Annotated in this window: 20 protein-coding genes; 12 read left to right on the forward strand and 8 right to left on the reverse strand. The window is 75.6% G+C overall.

Translation table 11 applies throughout. The features are described from left to right. Positions 1-66: 66 nt before the first annotated feature. Positions 67-720, forward strand: a complete 654-nt coding sequence (locus tag F593_RS24690) for a TetR/AcrR family transcriptional regulator (RefSeq protein WP_022928991.1) — start codon at positions 67-69, stop codon at positions 718-720. A gap of 86 nt (positions 721-806) precedes the next feature. Here the strand turns inward: F593_RS24690 and F593_RS24695 are convergent, their stop codons facing one another. Both F593_RS24695 and F593_RS0111965 read right to left on the reverse strand, forming a co-directional pair. Beyond that, complete coding sequence (locus F593_RS24695; RefSeq protein WP_022928992.1) at positions 807-1,337, reverse strand: hypothetical protein; 531 nt, start codon at positions 1,335-1,337, stop codon at positions 807-809. Positions 1,338-1,602: 265 nt separating this feature from the next. Further along, positions 1,603-2,799 (reverse strand): zinc-dependent alcohol dehydrogenase, encoded by a 1,197-nt coding sequence (locus F593_RS0111965; protein WP_022928993.1) that lies wholly within the window; start codon positions 2,797-2,799, stop codon positions 1,603-1,605. Between the two features lie 196 nt (positions 2,800-2,995). Here F593_RS0111965 and chrA point away from each other — a divergent pair, with 196 nt between their 5' ends. Then, complete coding sequence (gene chrA / locus F593_RS0111970; RefSeq protein ID WP_022928994.1) at positions 2,996-4,303, forward strand: chromate efflux transporter; 1,308 nt, start codon at positions 2,996-2,998, stop codon at positions 4,301-4,303. 41 nt (positions 4,304-4,344) lie between these two features. Here the strand turns inward: chrA and F593_RS24700 are convergent, their stop codons facing one another. Together F593_RS24700 and F593_RS28305 are read right to left on the reverse strand one after the other, a co-directional pair. Beyond that, a complete protein-coding gene (locus tag F593_RS24700) occupies positions 4,345-4,983 on the reverse strand; it encodes a hypothetical protein (RefSeq protein ID WP_022928995.1) in 639 nt (212 codons plus the stop codon). Next, entirely contained in the window at positions 4,976-6,163 is a 1,188-nt protein-coding gene (locus F593_RS28305) for a PRC-barrel domain-containing protein (protein WP_084629939.1), read from the reverse strand. Before F593_RS28305 ends, F593_RS24700 begins: the two co-directional genes overlap by 8 nt. A 431-nt stretch (positions 6,164-6,594) precedes the next feature. On the opposite strand from F593_RS28305, the gene F593_RS24710 reads away from it, so the two are divergent. From F593_RS24710 to F593_RS28315, 6 genes are all read left to right on the forward strand, one after another. Beyond that, a complete protein-coding gene (locus F593_RS24710) occupies positions 6,595-8,022 on the forward strand; it encodes a cytochrome ubiquinol oxidase subunit I (RefSeq protein WP_022928997.1) in 1,428 nt (475 codons plus the stop codon). Beyond that, entirely contained in the window at positions 8,022-9,095 is a 1,074-nt protein-coding gene (locus F593_RS24715) for a cytochrome d ubiquinol oxidase subunit II (protein ID WP_022928998.1), read from the forward strand. The genes F593_RS24710 and F593_RS24715 overlap by 1 nt, the downstream gene beginning before the upstream one ends. Beyond that, the gene (locus F593_RS0111995) at positions 9,092-9,307 is read left to right on the forward strand and encodes a hypothetical protein (RefSeq protein WP_022928999.1); all 216 of its coding nucleotides are present in this window, start codon (positions 9,092-9,094) and stop codon (positions 9,305-9,307) included. Before F593_RS24715 ends, F593_RS0111995 begins: the two co-directional genes overlap by 4 nt. A 177-nt stretch (positions 9,308-9,484) precedes the next feature. Next, the gene (gene nhaA, locus F593_RS24720; protein ID WP_022929000.1) at positions 9,485-11,350 is read left to right on the forward strand and encodes a Na+/H+ antiporter NhaA; all 1,866 of its coding nucleotides are present in this window, start codon (positions 9,485-9,487) and stop codon (positions 11,348-11,350) included. A 99-nt stretch (positions 11,351-11,449) separates the two neighbouring features. Continuing rightward, entirely contained in the window at positions 11,450-12,241 is a 792-nt protein-coding gene (locus F593_RS28310; RefSeq protein WP_022929001.1) for a phosphodiester glycosidase family protein, read from the forward strand. 59 nt (positions 12,242-12,300) lie between these two features. Beyond that, complete coding sequence (locus F593_RS28315) at positions 12,301-13,650, forward strand: glycosyltransferase family 4 protein (RefSeq protein ID WP_022929002.1); 1,350 nt, start codon at positions 12,301-12,303, stop codon at positions 13,648-13,650. Between the two features lie 64 nt (positions 13,651-13,714). Here the strand turns inward: F593_RS28315 and F593_RS24735 are convergent, their stop codons facing one another. Further along, positions 13,715-14,452 (reverse strand): DUF6629 family protein, encoded by a 738-nt coding sequence (locus tag F593_RS24735; protein WP_022929003.1) that lies wholly within the window; start codon positions 14,450-14,452, stop codon positions 13,715-13,717. A gap of 34 nt (positions 14,453-14,486) precedes the next feature. Beyond that, the gene (locus F593_RS0112020; RefSeq protein WP_022929004.1) at positions 14,487-14,699 is read right to left on the reverse strand and encodes a dodecin; all 213 of its coding nucleotides are present in this window, start codon (positions 14,697-14,699) and stop codon (positions 14,487-14,489) included. A gap of 116 nt (positions 14,700-14,815) precedes the next feature. Here F593_RS0112020 and F593_RS0112025 point away from each other — a divergent pair, with 116 nt between their 5' ends. Further along, complete coding sequence (locus tag F593_RS0112025) at positions 14,816-15,388, forward strand: hypothetical protein (protein WP_022929005.1); 573 nt, start codon at positions 14,816-14,818, stop codon at positions 15,386-15,388. A 40-nt stretch (positions 15,389-15,428) separates the two neighbouring features. Here F593_RS0112025 and F593_RS0112030 read toward each other — a convergent pair whose 3' ends face one another. Then, complete coding sequence (locus F593_RS0112030; protein ID WP_022929006.1) at positions 15,429-17,330, reverse strand: FUSC family protein; 1,902 nt, start codon at positions 17,328-17,330, stop codon at positions 15,429-15,431. A gap of 53 nt (positions 17,331-17,383) precedes the next feature. Here F593_RS0112030 and F593_RS24740 point away from each other — a divergent pair, with 53 nt between their 5' ends. The 3 genes from F593_RS24740 (at position 17,384) to F593_RS24750 (ending at position 20,383) form a co-directional block, all read left to right on the forward strand. Next, on the forward strand, positions 17,384-18,079 hold the full coding sequence (locus tag F593_RS24740) for a FadR/GntR family transcriptional regulator (protein WP_022929007.1): 696 nt from the start codon (positions 17,384-17,386) through the stop codon (positions 18,077-18,079). 165 nt (positions 18,080-18,244) lie between these two features. Further along, on the forward strand, positions 18,245-19,162 hold the full coding sequence (locus F593_RS24745; RefSeq protein ID WP_022929008.1) for a sterol desaturase family protein: 918 nt from the start codon (positions 18,245-18,247) through the stop codon (positions 19,160-19,162). 51 nt (positions 19,163-19,213) lie between these two features. Beyond that, positions 19,214-20,383 carry a DNA polymerase domain-containing protein gene (locus F593_RS24750; protein ID WP_022929009.1) on the forward strand — a complete coding sequence of 390 codons (1,170 nt, stop codon included), beginning with the start codon at positions 19,214-19,216 and terminating at the stop codon, positions 20,381-20,383. A 69-nt stretch (positions 20,384-20,452) separates the two neighbouring features. Here F593_RS24750 and F593_RS29895 read toward each other — a convergent pair whose 3' ends face one another. Continuing rightward, a complete protein-coding gene (locus F593_RS29895; RefSeq protein ID WP_022929010.1) occupies positions 20,453-20,620 on the reverse strand; it encodes a hypothetical protein in 168 nt (55 codons plus the stop codon). Position 20,621 lies beyond the last annotated feature (1 nt).

A 20,621-nucleotide genomic window follows, 5' to 3' on the forward strand; every position in this document is an offset into this window, starting at 1 on the left:
CGCAGCTATTGCAGCTTTGCATCGACTGCTGGCTTGCATGCGCTGCAACTTCGGTAGGGTGCTTGTATGACGAAGGATGCGGGTCCCGCCGCCGAGGGCCTGAGGGAGCGCAAGAAGCAACAGACGCGCGAGCGCATAGCCCGCACCGCGCTCGAGCTGTTCGCCCGCGACGGGTTCCACGAGACCACCATCCCCGCGATCGCGGAGGCGGCCGACGTGTCGCCCCGCACGGTCTCCTCGTACTTCCCGGCGAAGGAGGACCTCGTGTTCCCCGAGGCGGCGGGCACGTTCGGCGAGCTCGGGGTGCGGCTCCGCGAGCGGGGCCCGGACGAGACCACCGCCGACGCGTTGCGGGCCTGGCTCGGCGAGCAGCTCCCCCAGTGGGCGGACCGCGAGGACGAGATCCGCGCGCAGCGACGCGTCGTCGATTCGGACCCCGGGCTGCAGGCCTACGAGCAGCGGTTCCGGTACGAGGCCGAGCACATGATCGCGGTGTCGATCGCGGACGACCTGGGCGCGTCGCCCGACGAGCTCGAGCCCCGCATGGCGGCCGCGGCGACGTTCGCCATCTTCGGCGTCTTCGGCGATCACAAGCACGCGGACGGCTCGGCGGTGGATCCTGCCGAGGAGGGCCTGCTGGTCCTGGACCGGGCGCTGCGCTTCGTCGACGCCGGCATCCGCGCCCTGCGCGACGGCCAGGACACGCCCTTCCTCCGCTGAGCGTCTGCGCGGGTGCTCGGCCCTCGGGTCGTGATCGCGATCGACCCCGCCGCGGTGCGCCGGGGTCGGTGCTCGGTGGCGGAGGCTCAGTCCTGAGCGGCGGCGGAGGCGGCCGCGGCGGCCGCCTTCGGGTCGTCGCCGCGCAGCACGCGGACGGCGAGCGGACGGCGGCGGTCCTCGATCCGGCGGTGCTGGTCCTCGGCGCGCCGGATGAGCTGCGCGAAGTCGATCGGCGCCAGCTTCGGGTGCTCGAGGTCGTGCAGGACGAGCCAGCCCGTGCGCTTGCCCTGGACGGCGATCGACAGGCCCTCGAGCTCGACCAGGCTGGAGAGGGGCGAGCGCTTGACGAGCCGGCCGTTGGCCTTCAGACGGCCGGCGCGCTCGGCGAGCGCGGCGACGATCCGCTTGAGCGGGTCCTTCGACGCCCCGAGCAGCTGCAGCGCCCGGAGCAGCTCGCGGCGATCCTCGGCGATCTCGCCCGTGAGCTCCACGAGGAACCGGTGGAGGTCCGGGTCCAGCGGCTCGTGCGCGTCGCGCGCCCGCTGGGCGAGCGAGAGGCCCCCCGTCGCGGCGGCGAGGTGGTCGTTGAGGTAGATCGCGAGCAGCTGGTCGTCCATCGGGCGTCTCCGTCGGGGTGCGGCGCCCGGACGGGGCCGCGCGGGGCGGTGGAGGCCGCCCGGCGAGGGCGTCTACCCGTGGCGGCCGCACGCATGCGCATCGCTGTCGTCCGGGGGGACGACGCGTCCCCTCGCGGCAGGCGCGCCGCCGTCCCCCGGACCGATGGAGGCACCCCGACCCGCGCGAGGCGCTTCGACGTACCCATGCGGAATGCTCGCCCCTCGGGCGGCGGCGCGCACTCCGCCGCCGCCGGAGGGCTCCGGATCAGGCGGGGCCGTGCGGCTGGAGGAGGGTCTTGATCATCCCGTCCTCCTTCTTCTGGAACGTCTCGTAGGCCTTCGGGCCGTCGTCCAGGGAGAGCTTGTGCGTGGCGAGGCGCTCGACGCCGAGCGGGTCGCTGTCGTCCTCGAGGAGCGGCATGAGGTCGTCGATCCAGCGCTTCACGTTCGCCTGGCCCATGCGCATGTTGATCTGCTTGTCGAACATCTGCATCATCGGCATCGGATCGGCCGCGCCGCCGTAGACGCCGGAGAGCGAGACGGTGCCGCCGCGGCGGACGACGTCGATCGCGCCGTGCAGGACGCTCAGGCGGTCGATGCCGGCGGTCTCCGTGACCTTCTGGGCGAGCGGGTCGGGGAGGAACCCGGCCATCCGCTGGGCGAACTTGCCCGTGGGCGCGCCGTGGGCCTCCATGCCGACGGCGTCGATGACGCTGTCGGGGCCGCGGCCGTCGGTCTGCTCGCGCAGGAACGCCGCGAGGTCGTCGACGTCGGTGACGTCGATCGGGATGGCGCCGTGGCGCTGGGCGACGCCGAGGCGCTCCGGGACGAGGTCGAGGCCGAAGACCTTCGACGCGCCGCGGTGCAGGGCGATACGCGCGGCCATCTGGCCGATGGGGCCGAGGCCGAAGACCGCGACCGTGCCGCCCTTCGGGATGTTCGCGTACTCCACGCCCTGCCAGGCGGTCGGGAGGACGTCGGACAGGTAGACGAAGCGGTCGTCCCGCGGGCCGTGCGGGACCTTGATCGGGCCGTACTGCGCCTGCGGCACGCGCAGGTACTCGGCCTGGCCGCCGGGAACCTGGCCGTAGAGCTTGGAGAACCCGAGCAGCGAGGCGCCGGTGCCGTACTCGTGGACCTGCGTCGTCTCGCACTGCGACTGCAGCCCGCCGTTGCACATGAAGCAGTGCCCGCACGAGATGTTGAACGGGATGACGACGCGGTCGCCCGGCTTGATGTGGGTGACCTCGGAGCCGACCTCCTCGACGATGCCCATCGGCTCGTGGCCGAGGATGTCGCCGGCGTCGAGGTAGGGCCCGAGGACCTCGTAGAGGTGCAGATCGGAGCCGCAGATGCCGCTCGACGTGACCTTGATGATCGCGTCCGTGGGGTGCTCGATCGTGGGATCGGGGACGGTGTCGATGCGCACGTCGTGCACACCGTGGTAGGCGAGGGCCTTCATGGGATCTCCGGAGGATCGGGGTGGCCGCGAGGGCCGCGTGCTCCCCGGCTACCCCGCCCCGGGGGGCGAGCATGCGGACCAGGGTCAAGATGGGACGTGTTCTCAGGTCCGCGGCGCCCGTCGGTGGGGCCGCCCTGCGGCCGGCCGCCACGCGGCGTTCACGGGTGCCGGGTGACGGTGGGCTACCGTCCCGCCGATGTCCGCCGCCGCACGCCCCGCACCGGGCCCCGACCCGGCCGCGGGGCCCGGCGGGACGGGGGAGCACGTCGCCCCCGGCCTCGGCCTGGTCCTGCGGGAGTGGGGGAGGATCGGCTGCCTGGGCTTCGGCGGCCCGCCCGTCCACATCGCGATGCTCCGGGAGCTGTGCGTGGAGCGCCGGCGGTGGATCTCGGAGGCCGAGTTCGAGGACGCGATCGCCGCCACGAACCTGCTGCCGGGACCCGCCTCGACCCAGCTCGCCGTCCTCACCGCCTGGCGGATGCGAGGCGCCGCGGGCGCGCTGGTCGGGGGACTCGCCTTCGTGCTCCCCGGCCTGGTGCTGATCATCGCCCTGGCGGCGCTGTTCCTCGCCGGCTCCCCGCCCTCGTGGGTGCGCGGCGCGGGCGCGGGGGCCGGCGCGGTGGTCGCCGCGGTGGCCGTGCACGCGGGGTGGGGCCTCGTCGGCCCGAGCGCCCGACGGGCGACGGAGGGGCTCCGACGGGCGCGGTGGCTCGTCTATGTCGGGCTGGGTGCACTGGCGACGGTCTTGGCGGGACCGTGGGTCGTCGTCGTGCTGCTGGGCTGCGGGGTCGTCGAGCTCGCCTGGCGTCGGCCGCGCGGGCCGCGCCGGGGAACGCGGGGCGCCGACGTCGACGACGACGGGGCGCGCGGCGCGGGCCCGGCTGGCGCACCGGCCGGCGGCCCGGCCGGCGGGCGGGTCGGCGTGCAGGCGTGGCCGGTCGCGATCCTGGCCGCGGCCGCGTCGACCGGCGGGCTCGGCGCGCTGGCGTGGACCGCGTTCAAGGTCGGCGGGCTCTCGTACGGCGGCGGGTTCGTGATCATCCCGCTCATGCGGGCCGACGCCGTCGACCGCCACGGGTGGCTGACGGACGCGCGGTTCCTCGACGCCGTCGCCCTCGGTCAGGTCACGCCGGGCCCGGTCGTGCACACCGTGGCGGCCGTGGGGTTCGCCGCGGCAGGGGTCGGTGGCGCGCTGCTCGCGGCCGTCGTCGCGTTCGCCCCTTCGTTCCTGGTGGTCCTGCTCTTCGCCGGGCGCTTCGACCGGCTGCGCGGGAACGAGCGGGTCCGGTCGTTCCTCGACGGCGCGGGCCCCGCGGCGGTCGGCGCGATCCTCGGCGCCTCGGTGCCGCTGGCCCTCGCGCTGACCGAGGTGTGGCAGGCCGTGCTGCTGGCCCTGGGGCTCGCGCTCGTCCTGTCCGGGCGCGCCGGGGTCGTCACGACGCTGCTCGCCGCGGGCGTCGTCGGCGCGGCGATCGGGCTCGCCGGCGGGCCGCTGCCGGGGTAGACCCGGCCGCGGCGGCCGGGCCTCCGCGTGCTGCCGGGGCCTCAGACCCCGGCGCGGTCGATGCGGCGGTGGAAGGCCTCGCCGGCCTTGCCGCCCAGCACCGCAGCGACGAGCGAGCCGATGAGGATCGCGGCGGCGGCGATGGCGCCACCCGTGGTGAGCTTCGTGTCGTCGAGCGGGATGCTCGGCAGGTTGAGCTTCTCGAACACGTTGTACTTCGAGCCCGCGATCGCACCGAGGACGCCGAGGATGATCGTGATGACGATGCCGATGAGCCAGGTGCCGAAGCCCTGGCGGGCCCCGTCGAAGCGCACCATGCGCCCGGCCACGTAGCCGCCGCAGTAGTAGGCGACGAGGAACACCAGCAGGAGCAGGACGCCCCCGACGATGCCGATCGTGTCGGCGTCGCTGCCGCTCACCTGGGTGTCCGAGCTCGTCAGGCCGATGGCGGCGCCGGCGGCGCTCAGGATCGCGGCGAGGATGACGGAGATGCCGATCGCCACGAGCCAGCCGAAGATGGCGGGCCCGAGGTGGAACCCGCCGAACTTCTCGCGCTGACGGGCCCGGACGTCGCGTGGCGACAGACCGTCGGACTCCCGCTCGTGCTCTGGGGCGTTCGTGATGTCGATGCGACGGGCGGCGACGGGGCGCTCGTCACCGGCGGTGGGGTGCTCAGCCATGGTGGTCGTCCTTCGAGGAGGGGGAGATGGAGCGCGCGAGGCGGCGCAGGCGGGTGCCGACGCCGGGCGTGCCGGAGGCGGGGGAGTCAGAGCCGGGGGAGCCGGCCGTGCCGCCGCGGGGCGCGTCACGGTCGGCCTCCGGCACGGGGTGGTCGGTCGGCAGACCCGCGGCCGGGCCGGACGGATCGCGCTCGGACGCGCGGCGCTCGCCCGCCGCGGCGTCGCGGCCGACGGCGTCGTCACGGCCGGGTCGCTCGTCGCGGGCCGGGGCGACGGAGAGGTCCTGCTGCGCCAGCTCGCGGTCGAGCACGGGCTCGTGCGCCGGCGGCGCGGTGGGGCGGGCGGCCAGGCGGTCGTGCTCGGCCTCCGCGGCGGCCAGGCGCTCGCGCTCGGCGCGGGCGAGGGCCTCCGTCGTGGCGTCGGCCTGCAGCGTCGGGGGGACGCCGGAGCCGCGGGCGTCGTCGCGGTCGCCGGCGCCCTGGTCCCGGGCACCGTCGTCCGGGGACCCGTGGTCGCGGCCGTCTTCGCCGTCGGCGCGGTGCGCGCCCCGGGCGGTCCCGGCGGCGGCCCCGGCCCCGGCCAGCCCGACGGCGGCGCCGCGACCCTCGGTGCGGTCGTCCCGGCCGTCGCCGTCCGCGTCGTGACGGGACTCGGCGCGGTCGTCGCGGCCGTCCCCGTCCCCGTCCGCGTCGTGGCGCGTGCGCTCGTCGTGGTGCGTGTAGCCGTGGGCCTCGCGGTCGGCGTCGTGCTCCGTGCGGTCGTCGCGGCCGTCGTGGTCCGCGTCGTGCTCCGTGCGGTCGTCGCGGCCGTCGTGGTCCGCGTCGACGGCCGGCGCGGCGGTGTGCGCGCCGGGGGCGTCGAGGTCGCCCTCGTCCATGCCGTAGTGGCGGTAGAGCGCGCGCTCGTCGTCGCGGCTGAGGTCGCCGTCGGCGTCGACGTTCGGGGCGCCCTTCACGAGCTGCCCCGCGACCGGGACGGCGACGCCGTCCTCGACCTCGCGCGCGTGCTCGATCGGGACGAAGTGGTGCCGGCGGCCGAAGAGGCCGGAGGAGACCGTCGCCCACGCGGGTCGGCCGGTGCGCTCGTCCGCGAAGACGTCCTCGATCTTGCCGACCTTGGATCCGTCGGCGTCGAACAGGGTCCGGCCGGGCCAGCCCACCACCTGCGATTCGTGCGGCATGTCGCTCCTCTACGTCTCGGCGGTCGCCCCGATGGACGACCGTGTCGGTTCACCTACCCCGGGAGGGGCGTTCCATGCGACGGGCGGGCCGCGGACGGCCCGTCCGGACCCGCCCGGGCGGACGGAGGCGCGGGGCCCCGGGGCGACGAACCGGGCGATGCCCGGCGCCGTTCCGACGCCGGGCACCGCATACGGACACCGCGGGGTACGCGTGGCGCGGCCGTCCCCGCGTACTCCCGGGGGGGTGCGTGCCCGTTCGGTGGCGTGCGGACACCCGGGCGGATCTCGTCGCCGCCGGCCCGCCCGCCGCGGGTGGCCCGCCGTCCCGCCCCGCGGGGCATGAAGGACCGTCGTCCGACTGCAGAGACGGGCCCGAGTCGCTGGTACAACCGGTCCCGCCGCGCCGGAGTCGTCCGCCGGCCGCTCGACCCATGCTCGGCCCCGACACCATCCTCGCCGCCGCCGGCGCGCTGGGGACCCCGGATCAGCCCGACATGCTGATCGCGCGCAACATGCAGGCGCTCTCGCTGGCGGTGCACATCCCGTTGGTGTGCTTCGGCATCGCCTGGCCCACCATCGTGCTCTTCACGGAGGCGCTGTACCTGCGGACCGGCGACCCGCTCTACAAGGCGCTGGCGAAGCGCTGGTCGAAGGTCATGCTGGTGCTGTTCGCCGTCGGCGTCGTGACGGGGACCATCCTCTCCTTCGAGTTCGGGCTGCTGTGGCCGAACTTCATGAGCACGTTCGGCGAGGTCTTCGGGCTGGGCTTCACGCTCGAGGGGATCTCGTTCTTCGTCGAGGGCATCTTCATCGCGATCTACGTCTACGGCTGGGACCGGCTGTCGAAGCGGGCGCACTTCCTCACCGGGATCCCGATCGCGATCGCCGGCGTCACCGGGTCCCTGATGGTCATCGCGGTCAACGCCTGGATGAACCATCCGGGCGGGTTCGAGTTCGCGAACGGCCGCGTCACGGAGGCCCGGCCCTGGGAGGCGCTCTTCGGCCGCGGCTTCGTGTGGCACGAACTGGTCCACATGTACCTGGCGGGCTACCTCGTGTGCGGGTTCGTCGTAGCCGGCGTCTACGCCCACGGGTGGCTCAAGGGGCGCCGGACCCGCTACCACCGCGCGGGGCTGATCATCCCGCTGACGATCGCGGCGCTCGCCGCCCCGGTCCAGGTCGTCGTGGGCGACTGGGCCGGTCGGGAGGTCGCCGAGAAGCAGCCCGTGAAGCTCGCGGCCATGGAGGGCCTCGGGCGGACGGAGGAGGGGGCGCCGTTCCACGCGCTCGGTGTCTACGACGCCGAGACGGGCCAGGTCCGGTACGGCATCGGGGTGCCGAAGCTCCTGTCGCTGCTCGCCAAGCACGACCCGAACGCCACGGTGCAGGGCCTCGACGCGGTGCCGCCCGACGAGCGGCCCGATGCGGTCAACGTCGTCCGCTATGCGTTCCAGACCATGATCGCCATCGGCACGGCGCTCGTTGCGCTTGGGCTGTGGTACCTCGTCCTGTGGTGGCGTCGGGGGCGGCTGCCGCGGTCGCCGTGGTTCTACCGCGCCGTCGTGGCCGCCGGGCCGTTCGCGATCGTCGCGTTGATCTCGGGGTGGATCACCACCGAGGTCGGGCGCCAGCCGTGGATCGTCTACGGCTACATGCGCTCGACGGAGGCCGTGACGGACGCGGGCGGTCTGCCGGTCGGGCTCGCGGTGCTGTGCGTGGTCTACGCGTCCCTGGGCGCGGGACTGCTGTGGCTGCTCCGCCGGCTCGCGCAGCGTCCCCCGGAGCAGGAGCTGCCCGAGCACCAACGGCCGTCCGACGGCGGGCGGGACGGCGCGACCGCGTCCGGGGCGGCGGACTGATGGCCGAGCTGTGCGCCGGGACGATCCTTCTGGGCCTCACGGCCTACGTCGTGCTCGCGGGTGCCGACTTCGGCGGTGGGTTCTGGGACCTGACGGCCGGCGGCGCCGAGCGGGGCGGGCCGATCCGGGGCCTGGTGCAGCGCTCCATGAGTCCGGTGTGGGAGGCCAACCACGTGTGGCTCATCCTCATCCTCACGGTCTTCTGGACGGGCTTCCCCGTCGCGTTCGGCTCCGTGATGTCGACGCTCTATGTGCCGCTGTCGGCGGCGGCCATCGGGATCATCTTCCGCGGCGCCGCGTTCGCGTTCCGGGGCGAGGCGGCGACGATCGCGGAGGCCCGGGTGCTCGGCGGGCTGTTCTCGAGCTCCTCCGTGCTGGTCCCCTTCGCGCTGGGCGCGACGGTCGGCGCCGTCGCCTCCGGGCGGGTGCCGGTGGGCAACGCCGCCGGGGACCCGGTCGGCGCCTGGCTGAACCCGACCGGCGTCCTCATCGGCGTGCTGTCCGTGGCGATCGGCGCGTACCTCGCGGCGGTCTTCCTCTGCGCCGACGCCGTCCGCGCGGAGCAGCCGCAGCTCGTGCGCGCGTTCCGTCGCCGCGCGGTGGGCGCCGGGATCGTGACCGGCGGGTTGGCGTTGGCCGGCCTCGTCGTCCTGCGCGGGGACGCGCGCCCGTTGTTCGACGGCCTGACCCACGGCTGGGCCCTCGTGCTCGCCGTGGCCTCCGCGGCGGCCGGGGTGGCCACGCTCGCGATCGTCGTCCGAACGGAGCGGTTCGGGCTCGCGCGCCTGACCGCCGCCGCGGCCGTCGTGTGCCTCGTCGGGGCGTGGGCGGTCGCCCAGCAGCCCGCGTTCCTGCCGGGCGCGTTGACGATCGAGCAGGCCGCCGCCGGCGACGCCACCCTGCAGGCGCTCCTGATCTCGACCGCGATCGCGGTGGTGGTGCTCACGCCCTCCCTGTGGTTGCTGTTCCGGCTCGTCCTGAACGGCACGCTGGACCAGCGCTACGAACCGCTCGACCAGCGCTTCCGCCCGCTCGACGCGGGCGACGGCGACGGACAGGGGCGCTCCCGGTGAGCCCGGCCCGCACCCGCTCCCTGCGCCGGCTCGTCCCCGCGCTGCTCGTGCTCGGCGTGCTGCTGATGGTCGCCTTCGACCACACGCTCACGCTGATGGCGGGCATCGCCTGCATGCTCGCGTTCGTCGTCGGCGGCTGGGTCCTCGTCGCGGACCCGGACGGGTTCCTCGACCACGACGCCCGTGCGGGGCGGACCGACCAGGGCGACTGACCGGCGGCTGGGCGCCGCACCGTCCCCCGTCGGCCGCGCGGCCTGCGGCACGGGTCCGCGCGGGCTCCCGGCCGAGCCCCCCGTGCCGCCCTTCGGTGCCCTCGGGTCCGTACCATGCCAGTGGGGTGTGCCGGGAAGACTGGTCGGCGACACTCGTCGTCGACCCCGAAAGTCCCCGTGAGCACCGAGCACTCGCCGCCCCGCGGCCCCGTCAACCGCACGCCCTGGACCGAGCGCAGCTCGCGCGGACTACGCGCGTTCCTCGCCACCGAGACCGGGTCCGCAGGCCTCCTGCTCTTCGCGACCGTCGTCGCGCTCGTGTGGGCCAACTCGCCCCTGGCGAGCTCGTACGAGGACCTGTGGGGCGCGCACCTCAAGATCGACCTCGCCGGCGCGCACATCGACGAGACCCTCGGTCACTGGGTCAACGACGGCCTGATGGCGTTCTTCTTCTACGTCGTCGGGCTCGAGATCCGGCGCGAGATGATCCTCGGCGAGCTGCGGGACCGTCGGGCCGCCGCCGTCCCCGCGATCGCCGCGCTCGCCGGGATGGTCGTCCCGGCGCTCCTCTACTTCGCGATCAACGCCGGCGGCCCCGGCGCGCACGGCTGGGGCATCGTCATGGCGACGGACATCGCGTTCGTCCTCGGCGCCCTCGCCATCCTGGGCGACCGCGTGCCCTCGGGCGTGCGGGTGTTCCTGCTCACCCTCGCGATCGTCGACGACATCGGCGCGATCATCGTCATCGCGATCTTCTACGCCGAGTCGATCAACCTCACGGCGCTGGCCGCCGCGGGCGGCATCCTCGTGGCGATCGTCGTGCTGCGCCGGTTCACGCCGCCGTGGCGTGGTCCCGCGTACCTCGTGGCCGGCATCTTCCTGTGGGTCGCCACGCTCGAGTCCGGTGTGCACCCGACCATCGCCGGCGTGGTGATGGGGCTGCTCACGGCGGTGCATCCGCCGCAGCGCGCCGACATCGAGCGCGCCGCGAGCGTCTCCCGCATCTTCCGCCAGACCCCGACGCCGGCCAGCGGCCGCGCCGCGGTGCTCGAGATCGGCGCGGCGGTCTCGCCGAACGAGCGCTTCACGGCCTCGATCCACCCCTGGACGAGCTACCTCGTCATCCCGCTCTTCGCGCTCGCCAACGCCGGCGTGCCCCTCGGCGGCGACGCGCTGCAAAACGCGCTGACGTCCCCGATCACGATCGGCGTCATCGTCGGCCTCGTCGCGGGCAAGGGGATCGGCATCGCGCTGAGCACCGCCATGGCGGTGCGCGTCGGCGTCGGCCCGCTGCCGCACGGCATGCACCGCGGGCACCTGCCCGGGGCCGCGGCCCTCGCGGGCATCGGCTTCACGGTCTCGCTGTTCGTCGCCGACCTGGCCTTCACGGAGCAGGCGCTCCGCGACGAGGCGAAGGTCGGCGTGCTCGTGGCGTCCGTCCTCGCGGCTGCGATCGGCCTGATCGGCCTGGCCCGTCGCGGCGCCGACCCCGAGCCGGCGAAGGTCCTCCCGCTCGACCCGCCGGTCGACCCCGCGCACGATCGCATCCTGGGGCCGATCGAGGCGCCCCACACCCTCGTCGTCTACGGCGACTACGAGTGCGGCGGCACCCGGGCGCTGGCCCCCGTGCTCGCCGAGCTGCGGGAGCGCGCCCACGACCGCGTGCGGTTCGTGGCGCGCCAGCTGCCGATCGAGGACGCGCACCCCGGGGCGACGCTGGCGGCCGAAGCCGCGCTCGCCGGTGCGGCGCAGGGGCGGTTCTGGCCCATGCACCGTCGCCTGCTGGCGCACCCGATCGGCGACGACCTGGGCCCGGCCGACCTGCTCGAGATCGGGCGCGAGGCCGGCCTGGACGCCGACCGGCTGGCCGACGACCTGCGCCACCACGTCCGGGGGCCCGCGGTCCAGGCCGACCTGGACAGCGCGGCGCGCTCCGGCGTGGTCGCCACGCCGACGCTCTTCCTCGACGGGGTCCGGCTCGACGACGGCTACGACCTCGAGTCGCTCCTGGCCCGCGTGCGGGAGCCCGCACCGGCGGAGTGAGGTGCGACCCCGGCGCGGACGGTCCGCGCCGGGTGATCGCCTGCACGTGGTCACCGGGGGTTCACCTCCGGGGCCCGGTCGGGCATCATCCTGCGACCTGTGCTGCTGCGCACGACGGAGCCCCGCGAGGTCGCCTCGCCCCTGACGCGCACGCTGCGCGTCCCGTTGGCCGACGGCGGCGTCACGACCGTCCACGTCGCCGAGCACGCCCGCCGCGACGTGCGGCTGCGGGTGCGCCGCCTCCCCGGCCTGACCCCGCTCGCCGCCTGGTGCGCCGCGGAGGGCGTCACCGAGGCGCTCGTCGGCGGCTTCTTCCTGCGCGACCCGGCCGTCGCGCCCGGGGTGGTGGGTGGCGGCCGGCCCCTCGGCGAGCTGCGCGCGGCCGGCGAGGCGCTGGACCACGTGCCGTTCCTCGCCCCGTGGGACGGCCTGCGCGCCTGCGTGCACGCCGACGGCACGGACGTCTCGGTGACGCGCCGCGGCGAGCTGCCCGCCGCGCCGGCCGGCGACCTGCTGCAGGCCGGCCCGCTGCTCGTGCGCGACGGCTGGCCCGTCGACATCGCCCCGGAGGGCTTCTCCGCCGGCGCCGCCCAGTTCGACTCCGACATCACGGACGGCCGCCACCCGCGCGCCGCGCTCGGCGTGGACCACGACCGCCTGATCGCCGTGGCGTGCGACGGCCGCGCCGACGACGAGGCCGGCCTGACGCTCGGCGAGCTCACCGCGGTGCTGCTGGGCCTCGGCGCCCGCGACGCGCTGAACCTCGATGGCGGCGGCTCGACGAGCCTCGTCTCCGGCGGCACCCTGCGCAACGTCCCGCGCCAGGCGCACGGTGTCCCGCTCCCGGGCGGCCGTGGGATCGCCACGGCGCTGGTCTTCGAAGGCGCCTGAAGCGCGCGCCTGCCACCCCGGGGCCGAGCCGCTCGACCCGCGGGCCGTAGCATCGAGGGGTGCGCGTCGTGAACGGTCTGTACTTCTTTCCGCGCGGCGGGTCGTCCCACGTGGCCCGCGCGCTGGCGGGTGGCCTACCGCGCGACGGCTGGGACGTGACGCTCCTCTCCGGGTCCCTGGGCGGCGGGTTCGGCGACGCCCGTGCCTTCTACGCGGGCCTCGACGTCCACGCGGTCGACTTCGCGGCGGGCGACGCCCCGATGCAGGGCTCGTTCGAGGACCGTCCCGGCGCGCCGGACCGGTGCTTCGCCCGCATCGACGAGGACGAGTACGAGCAGCACGTGGCGGCCTGGTCCCGGGCGCTGGAGGCCGTCGACGCGGCGGACGCGAGCGTGCTGCACCTGCACCACCTGACGCCGCTGAACGAGGCCGCCGCCCGCGTGGCCCCGGAGGTGCCGGTCGTCGGCCACCTGCACGGCACGGAGCTGCTGCTGCTCGAGCAGATCGCCGCGGGCGCGCCGGAGGAGTGGCCCCACGCGCAGGCATGGGCGGCCCGGATGCGCCGCTGGGCACGCACCTGCGCGCGCCTGCTGGTGCTCTCGCCCTCCCAGGTCGGGCGCGCCACGGAGCTGCTCGGCGTGCCCGCGTCGGCGTGCGTCGTCGTCCCCAACGGGTTCGAGCCGGACACCTTCCGCCCGGCGCCCGTCGACCGTGGCGCGTTCTGGCACGACCAGCTCGTGGCGCACCCGCGGGGCTGGGCTCCCGGCGAGGAGGCGGGGAGCGTCGCCTACACCGCCGAGCAGGTCGCGGAGCTCGAGGACGCCGTCGTCGTCCTCGCCGTCGGCCGCTACACCGCGGTCAAGCGGCTGGGGCTGCTCGTGCGGGCCTTCGCGCGGGCCCAGCGCCGCACGCGCCGGCCGGCAGCGCTCGTGATCGTCGGCGGCCACCCGGGGGAGTGGGAGGACGAGCATCCGCTGCAGGCGATCGAAGCCAGCGGGGCCGAGCGCGTGTTCCTCGCCGGCTGGCACGACCACGACGAGCTGCCCGCGTTCCTCAACGCCGCCGACCTGCAGGCGCTCGCGTCCGTCCGCGAGCAGTTCGGGCTCGTGCTGGTGGAGGGCATGGCCTGCGGACTGCCGGCGATCGCGGTCGACCGCTTCGGCCCGGCCGACATCGTCGACCCCCAGCGCACGGGTTGGCTCGTCGAGCCGGACGACGAGGCCGGCCTGGCCGACGCGATCGTCGTGGCCGTGGACGACGGCGAGGAGCGCGCGCGCCGCGGCATCGCCGCGCGCCGTGTCGCCCGCGAGACGTGGTCGTGGCCGGCGCTCGCGCACCGCGTCTCGGACGTGCTCGAGGAGGCCACGGGCGTGGGCGGCGCCGCGCGGACGGAGGCCCGGCGCGGCTGAGGACTGCGCCGGGCCGCCTCCCGCACGCGGTGCAGGGCCCGACCGGCGCCCCTTGGTCGCGGTCCTACGTCGGCGAGGAGGGCGTGATCGACGGTCCGCCACCGCGAGGGCGACCGGCCGCCCCGTCTCCCGCGGTCGGTGTCGGTCCCGGCGGATCGACCTCGTCCGGCCCCGCCCGCTCCCGCCGGAAGTGGGCCAGGATCAGCACGCTCATCACCGCGGCGTAGAGGCACCAGACCGAGGTGAACTCCTCCTCCTGCAGCGTCGCCGCGAAGGCCAGGCCGACGACGTTCACGATCCCGAACGTCCGCAGGTGGCGGCGGCTCGAGAGCAGCGCGGGCGCGCAGACCGCGAGCACGTAGGCCGTCGCACTGGGGATCGCGTAGGGGGTGTGGGTCGTGTAGGCGACGCAGTGGGCGCGCTCCTCGGCGAGGATCGGCCAGTGGGTGACCTGCCAGAGCAGGAAGAGGCCCGTGAGCACGCCGAGCACGACGAACGGCCACAGCCAGCGCCGCCGGCGGGCGTCGCGCTCGAGCAGCGCGAACCCGATCGGCACGAGCATCGGCAGGATCGCCTGCGCGTAGATCACGTAGGCGTCGCGGGCCGCGTCTCCGAGGGCGGGGGAGACCTGGCCGCGGAGGCCGAGCCAGACGAAGCCCTCCGTGATCTGGTGCAGCCCGAACCCCAGGGGCAGCGCCCCGATCACGAGGTCGCGCGGCCGCCGCACGGCCATCAGGGTGGCGACGCCCACGCCGGCGATCGCGGTGCCGGCGACGAAGTCGACCTCGGGCGAGAGACACATCCGGCGCACCACCTTACGCGGCGCGCCGCGAGGGCTACACCTCGGTGACGCGGTGCCCGATGTCGAGCGTGACCTGGAAGTGCTCGACGGTGCCGTCGGTGACGTGCCCGCGGACGGACGTGACGTCGAACCACTCGACGTGGTCGACGGACTTGCTCGTGGCGACGATCGCCTTGCGGATGGCGTCGTCGACGCCCTCCGTGGAGCTGCCGGTGACCTTGATGGTGCGGTAGACGTTGTCGGACATGGGGGTCCTCCAGGGTCGGGTGCGGACGGGGCGGCCGACGGCCGCCCCTGAGCGGCTCGTACCCGCGGGTTGGACGCGTCAACCCGGCGCAGGGCCGTGCGGCTAGGTTGAGGTGCATGAGCAGCGGCACCTTCTCGGCGGTCTTCGCGGACGCCCCTGAGGGGTGCCCCGTGCTGGAGGACGTGACGGGTCCCGTCGCCCGTCCCCTGGCGCGGTGGGAGGACGGCCGGGGTGTCGCGGCCCTCTGGCTCCGTCGGCCGCACGACGGCGTCCTGCGGTTCGGGGTCGCGGTCGGACTGCGCGACGCCGCGGGGACATCGTGGGTGGAGGAGGCCGACGACCCCTGGGAGGACGCCGGGGAAGAGCTCGACGCCATGGCCGGCGAGGCCCCGGCGCTCGCGCCGTTCGCGGTGTTCTCCGTGGAGCTCGGCGTCTCGGAGCACCGCGCGCGACCGCACGCCGTCGTCACGTGGGGGATGGCCCACCCGCTCGTCACGACGGTGACCGTCGCCGGCTCGGGATCGCCGGGTTCGACGGCGATCGCCGGCGGCGCCCGCGTCTTCGTCGCCGGGATCTGGGCGGGCGAGAGGGAGCAGAAGGCGCTCCTGCGGCGGGACGGGCTGCCCCTGCTCGGACTCGACGCCGCGGGTCGGGTGATCACCGAGCTGCGGACGGATCGAGCCGGGTGAGGGCGAGCGGGCCGTGCGGCCCGTCCGGGGAGTCCGCCGCTCAGCCCGCGACCGGCGCGAGCTCGTCCAGGCGGCGGTGCAGTTCGGCGAGCGTGTCCGTCGTGCGCGGCAGCCCCGGAAGCCGCGGCGGCTCCGGCAGGGAGCCGTCGGGGACGCGCCCCGCGGCCCGGGCGGCGTAGTCCTGGAGGGTGGCGTCTACGAGCCGCGGGTCGACGCTGCCGTCGGCCGTCTCCGGGGTCGCGGGCACCGTGAGGGCCAGGCGCGCGAGGCGGTCGACCGTCGACGTCAGCGGCCAGCGGGCGTCGTCGCGAGGGTCGCGGCGCAGAGCGTCGCCGACCGCGTCGGCCTCGGCGGCGCGCAGGCGGACGATCGCGTCGTGGACCCGCCGGCGGCCCGCGAGCAGTCCGCCGCGGGTGGCGCCCGGGGTCACCATCGGCACGAGCACCGCGGCGGCCGCGCGGATCGCCTCGGCCTGCGCGTCGGGCAGGTGGCCGGCCGACGCGCGTGGCCGTGTGAGCAGCACCAGCACGGCGGCGACGGCGCAGCCCACGAGCGTGTCGACGAGGCGCACGTCGAGCAGCCCCTCGACGGTCCGGCCGGCGCCCGAGACGCTGATGAGGAGCAGGACGAGCGGCGTGATCGCGGTGACCGCCAGCCCGTAGCTCGCGACGATCACCGCCTCGATCCCGAGCTGCAGCACGACGATGAGGGCGATCTTCACCGCGTCGGACGGGTCGAGCGCGAAGATGGCGCCCGCGACGACGACGCCCAGCGCCGTGCCGACCGCGCGGTGCGCCCCGCGCTGGCGCGCCACGGTCAGCGACGAGCCCTGCAGGACGGCCACGGCGCTCGCGGCGACCCAGGAGGGGTGGTCCAGGCCGAGAGCGTGCCCGACCGCCAGGCCCGCCAGGACGGCCAGCCCGATGCGCAGTGCGACGCGCCGGTGCGGGGAGCCGCGGCGCAGCGACCAGCCCAGCGGGGCGCGCCAGCGCGGGTCGAGCTCGGCGGGCTCGCCCGGGCGCGGCACCGGGTCGGACGCCCAGGCGTCGCGCGCGACGGCGGCGGCGTGCGCCAACCGCGGGCCCGCCGGCAGCGTCGGGGCGTCCGGGAACGGCCCCGGGGCGGTGCCGTCGGCCAGGGCGCGCAGACCGGCCGCCCAGCGCGCGTCGAGCGGCCCCGAGCCCTCGACCTCGAGCGCCAGCGCCGACTCGAGCAGCAGCTCGGCGGCGAGCACCCGGCGCGACCAGCACAGGCCGTCGGCGCTCGTGGCGCCGTCCGTGGTCTCGAGCGCGGCGCGCACCGCGACGATCGCGTCGTGCCCGGCGTCCTGCGCCCGCGGGGTGCCGACGGCGGCGAGCAGCCCGGCCACGGCCCCGTGGGCGCGACGGGTCGCGGCGCCCTCCGGGCCGGGTCGGCGCAGGGCCCAGGGCACCATCGCGACGAGCCACGCCAGCACGCCGCCACCCAGGACCAGCGCCGCGCGGGAGGGAGCCGCGGACGCGTCGACCGGGAGCGTCGTGGCCAGCAGGAACGTCAGGATCACGAAGTACTCCCGCGGCGGCCCGACCCGCAGCGCCAGGGCGCCGAGCGCCGAGACGATCGCGAGCACCGCTCCTACCGCGCAGGTCAGGACGACGCTGCCGGCGACGAGCGTGCCCAGGCCCATCGCGACGGTCAACGCCACGCCGACGAGGGCGAGCAGCCCGGCGCGCCGGCGGTAGGGCAGGTCGCCGCCGTAGACCGCGACGAAGCTGCCGAGCGCCGCTTGACCGCCCTCCGCCACGTGACCCGTCGCGAGCCCGAGGACGAGGGGCAGGCCGACGGCGACGGCCGCGCGCACCGCCACCCACCGTCGGGCGCCTGCCGCGGTCGCGAGCGCCCGTAGCGCCGCCGCGACCCGGCCGGCGGCGGGGCGGCGGTCGGCGGGGCGCGAGGCGGGCATCGCCCTCCATGGTGGCGGACGACGGGGCCCGCGCGCTGCTAGAACCCCGCCCCATGGCCGACCCCTCGGAACCCCGCCGGGTGTCGGACACCGTCCACGAGCGGCTGCGCGCCGAGATCCTCGACGGGCGCCTGGCCCCCGGCGACGCCGTGCCCTCCGAGCGGGCGCTGGCCGAGGACCTCGGGGTCAACCGCCACGCGGTCCGCGAGGCCCTGAAGCGGCTGGAGCAGGCGGGGCTCGTCCGCATCACCCAGGGGGGCGCGACGCGCGTGCAGGACTGGCGCGACCACGGCGGGATGGACCTGCTCCTCGACCTCGCTCGCGGCGGTGGTACGGCGGACGCGCCGCCCCACGAGGTCGTCGTCTCCGTGCTAGAGCTGCGCGCGCTGATCGGGGTGGACGCCGCCCGGCGGTTCGTGTCCCGGGCCGGCGACGGGGCCCGGGGCCGGGCCGCGGCGCTCGCCGAGGCCGTCGCCGCGGCGGTCGAGACCGACGACAGCGGCCTAGTGGAGCGCTACGAGGACCTCTGGCGGGCCATCGTCGCGGGGGCCGGCAACGTCGCCTACCGGCTCATGCTCAACTCGCTGACCGACACCGTGGCGGCCTACCCCGCGCTGGCCCGCGAGCTGGCGCCGTCGGACCCCGCGCCGCTGCGGGAGCTCGCCGCCGCGCTCCGGGCCGGCGACGAGGAGCGCGCGGTCGCGCTGCTGGCGGAACAGCTGCACGGCGACGTGCGGCGCGCGGCCTGAGTCGCCGGCTGGGGCCGCGCGGGCGGCGTGAGGCCTCCTGTCCGATCGGGCGGGGCGAGGTTGACACCGTCTCCGCGCACTGGTACAACCAGTAAAGTAACTGGTTGGACCAGTTGGCCGATCGGTCGCGCTGCCCGCGGCCGGGTCCCCGGACCGGAGCGCCCCATGGACGACCTCATCCTCGCCGCCATCCCGTTCTTCCTGCTCTTCCTCGTGCTCGAGGTGATCGCGCTGCGGCACGCCGCGCACGAGCACGCGGAAGACCCGTCCGGGCCCGTCGGCTACGCGGCTCGCGACACCGCGACGAGCCTGGCGATGGGGCTGGGCAGCCTGGGCTTCAAGGCGGTGCTCAAGCTCGGGGCGGTCGTCGTCTTCGCGGCGGTCTACGAGCTCGTCCCGTTCCACATGCCGATGGACCACGTCTGGCCGTGGCTCGTGCTGTTGTTCGCCGAGGATCTGGCCTACTACGCGTACCACCGCGGGCACCACCGCGTCCGGGTGCTCTGGGCCACGCACGTCGTCCACCACTCCTCGCAGCACTACAACCTGTCGACGGCGCTGCGGCAGGACTGGTCGCCCTTCACCGCGCCCGTCTTCTGGCTGCCGCTGGCGCTGATCGGGTTCCCGCCGTGGGCGATCCTGCTCGCGCAGAGCTGGAACCTGATCTACCAGTTCCTCCTGCACACCGAGGCGGTGGACAAGCTCCCCCGGCCCGTCGAGCTCGTGATGAACACCCCGAGCCACCACCGCGTCCACCACGGGGTGCAGGACCAGTACCTCGACCGGAACTACGCGGGCATCTTCATCGTCTGGGACCGCCTGTTCGGGACGTTCGAGCCCGAGGGCGAGCGCGTCCGCTACGGCCTGACGACGAACATCGAGACCCACAACCCGGTCAAGGTCGCGTACCACGAGTGGTACGCGCTGACGCGCGACGTCCGGCGTGCGCGGGGCTGGCGCGACCGGGTCTCCTACCTGCTGCGCGGACCGGGTTGGGCACCGGCCGGGGAGGCCGATCCCGCAGCGGACGCGGCGCCCCTGCGGACCGGGGGCACCTCTTCCGGGGCGGTCCCCGCGGGCTGACGGCGGGCACCCCGGGTGGCGCCGCGCGGCCCGGCCTGCCAGCCTGCCCGCATGGCCAAGGAGGAGACGACGATCGAGGTGGCCGGACACGACGTCCGGCTGTCCAACCCGAGCAAGGTCTTCTTCCCGTCCCGGGCGGACCGCGGGGACGGGCTGGGGCCGGAGAAGGCGATCACGAAGCTCGACCTCGTCGAGTACTACCTCGCGGTCGCGGGCGGACCCAGCGGCACGGAGCAGGCCGGCGGCGCCGTGCTGCACCTGCACGAGCGCCCCGGCGCGCTCAAGCGATTCACGGACGGCATCACGAAGGAGCCGTTCTTCCAGAAGCGCGTGCAGGACTCGGCTCCCGAGTGGCTGCAGACGGCCGTCGTCAGCTTCCCCAGCGGGCGCACCGCCCGCGAGCTCGTCGTGAACGACGCCGCGCACCTCGTCTGGGCCGTGCAGCTCGGGGTGATCGACTTCAACCCGTGGCCCGTGCGCCGCGCCGACCTCGACCACCCGGACGAGCTGCGGGTCGACCTGGACCCCTCGCCCGACGTCGGTTGGCGCGAGGTCCGCCTCGTCGCGATGGTGGTCAAGGACGTGCTCGAGGAGCACGGCCTGACCGGGTTCCCGAAGACCTCGGGCTCGCGCGGGATCCACATCAACGTGCGGGTGAAGCCCGAGCACGACTTCACGGGCGTGCGCCGCGCCGCGCTGGCCTTGGCCCGCGAGGTCGAACGCCGCGTGCCGGACCTGGCGACGTCGAAGTGGTGGAAGGAGGAGCGCGCGGGCGTCTTCCTCGACTACAACCAGAACGCCCGCGACCGCACGGTGGCGTCGGCGTGGTCCGTCCGCCCGACACCCGAGGCGCGCGTGTCGATGCCGCTCACGTGGGACCAGGTCCCGGACGCGGAGCTCGAGGACTTCCGGCTCGACACGGTGCCGGCGCTCTACGCGCAGCACGGCGATCCGCACGCGGCGATCGACGCCCACGCCGGAAGCCTGGAAGGGCTGCTCGACCTGGCCCGGCGGGACGAGGAGGGCGGCCTGGGCGACGCTCCGTGGCCGCCGCACTTCGCCAAGGGCGCGAGCGAGCCGAAGCGCGTGGCCCCGAGCCGCGCGAAGCCGTCGGAGTCGCGGGCGAAGAAGCGGCCCTCCGTCGCCGCGAAGAAGGCGGCGACGAAGAAGCCGGACCCGCGAAAGGATCCGGAGGCCCGGAAGAAGCGCGCGGAGGGCTGAGCGCGCCGGCGCTGCCGCGCGGCGCCGCCCAATCGGGCTGGGGTCGTCCGGAGGGTGCTGCGGCCGCGACTAGCGGCGGCGGCTGCGGAGCAGCGAGCGCAGCGCGCCCGCGCCCGCAGCGCCGGCGGCGCCCCGGCCGCCACGGCCGCGGCCCGCGCCGCGGCCGCCGCGCGCACCGCGCCCGGACGCCTGGGAGCCCGCGCTGAAGAGGGAGAAGAGCCGGCGGATGATGTTCATG

The organism is Patulibacter americanus DSM 16676 (assembly GCF_000420025.1).
Taxonomy (GTDB): Bacteria; Actinomycetota; Thermoleophilia; order Solirubrobacterales; family Solirubrobacteraceae; genus Patulibacter; species Patulibacter americanus.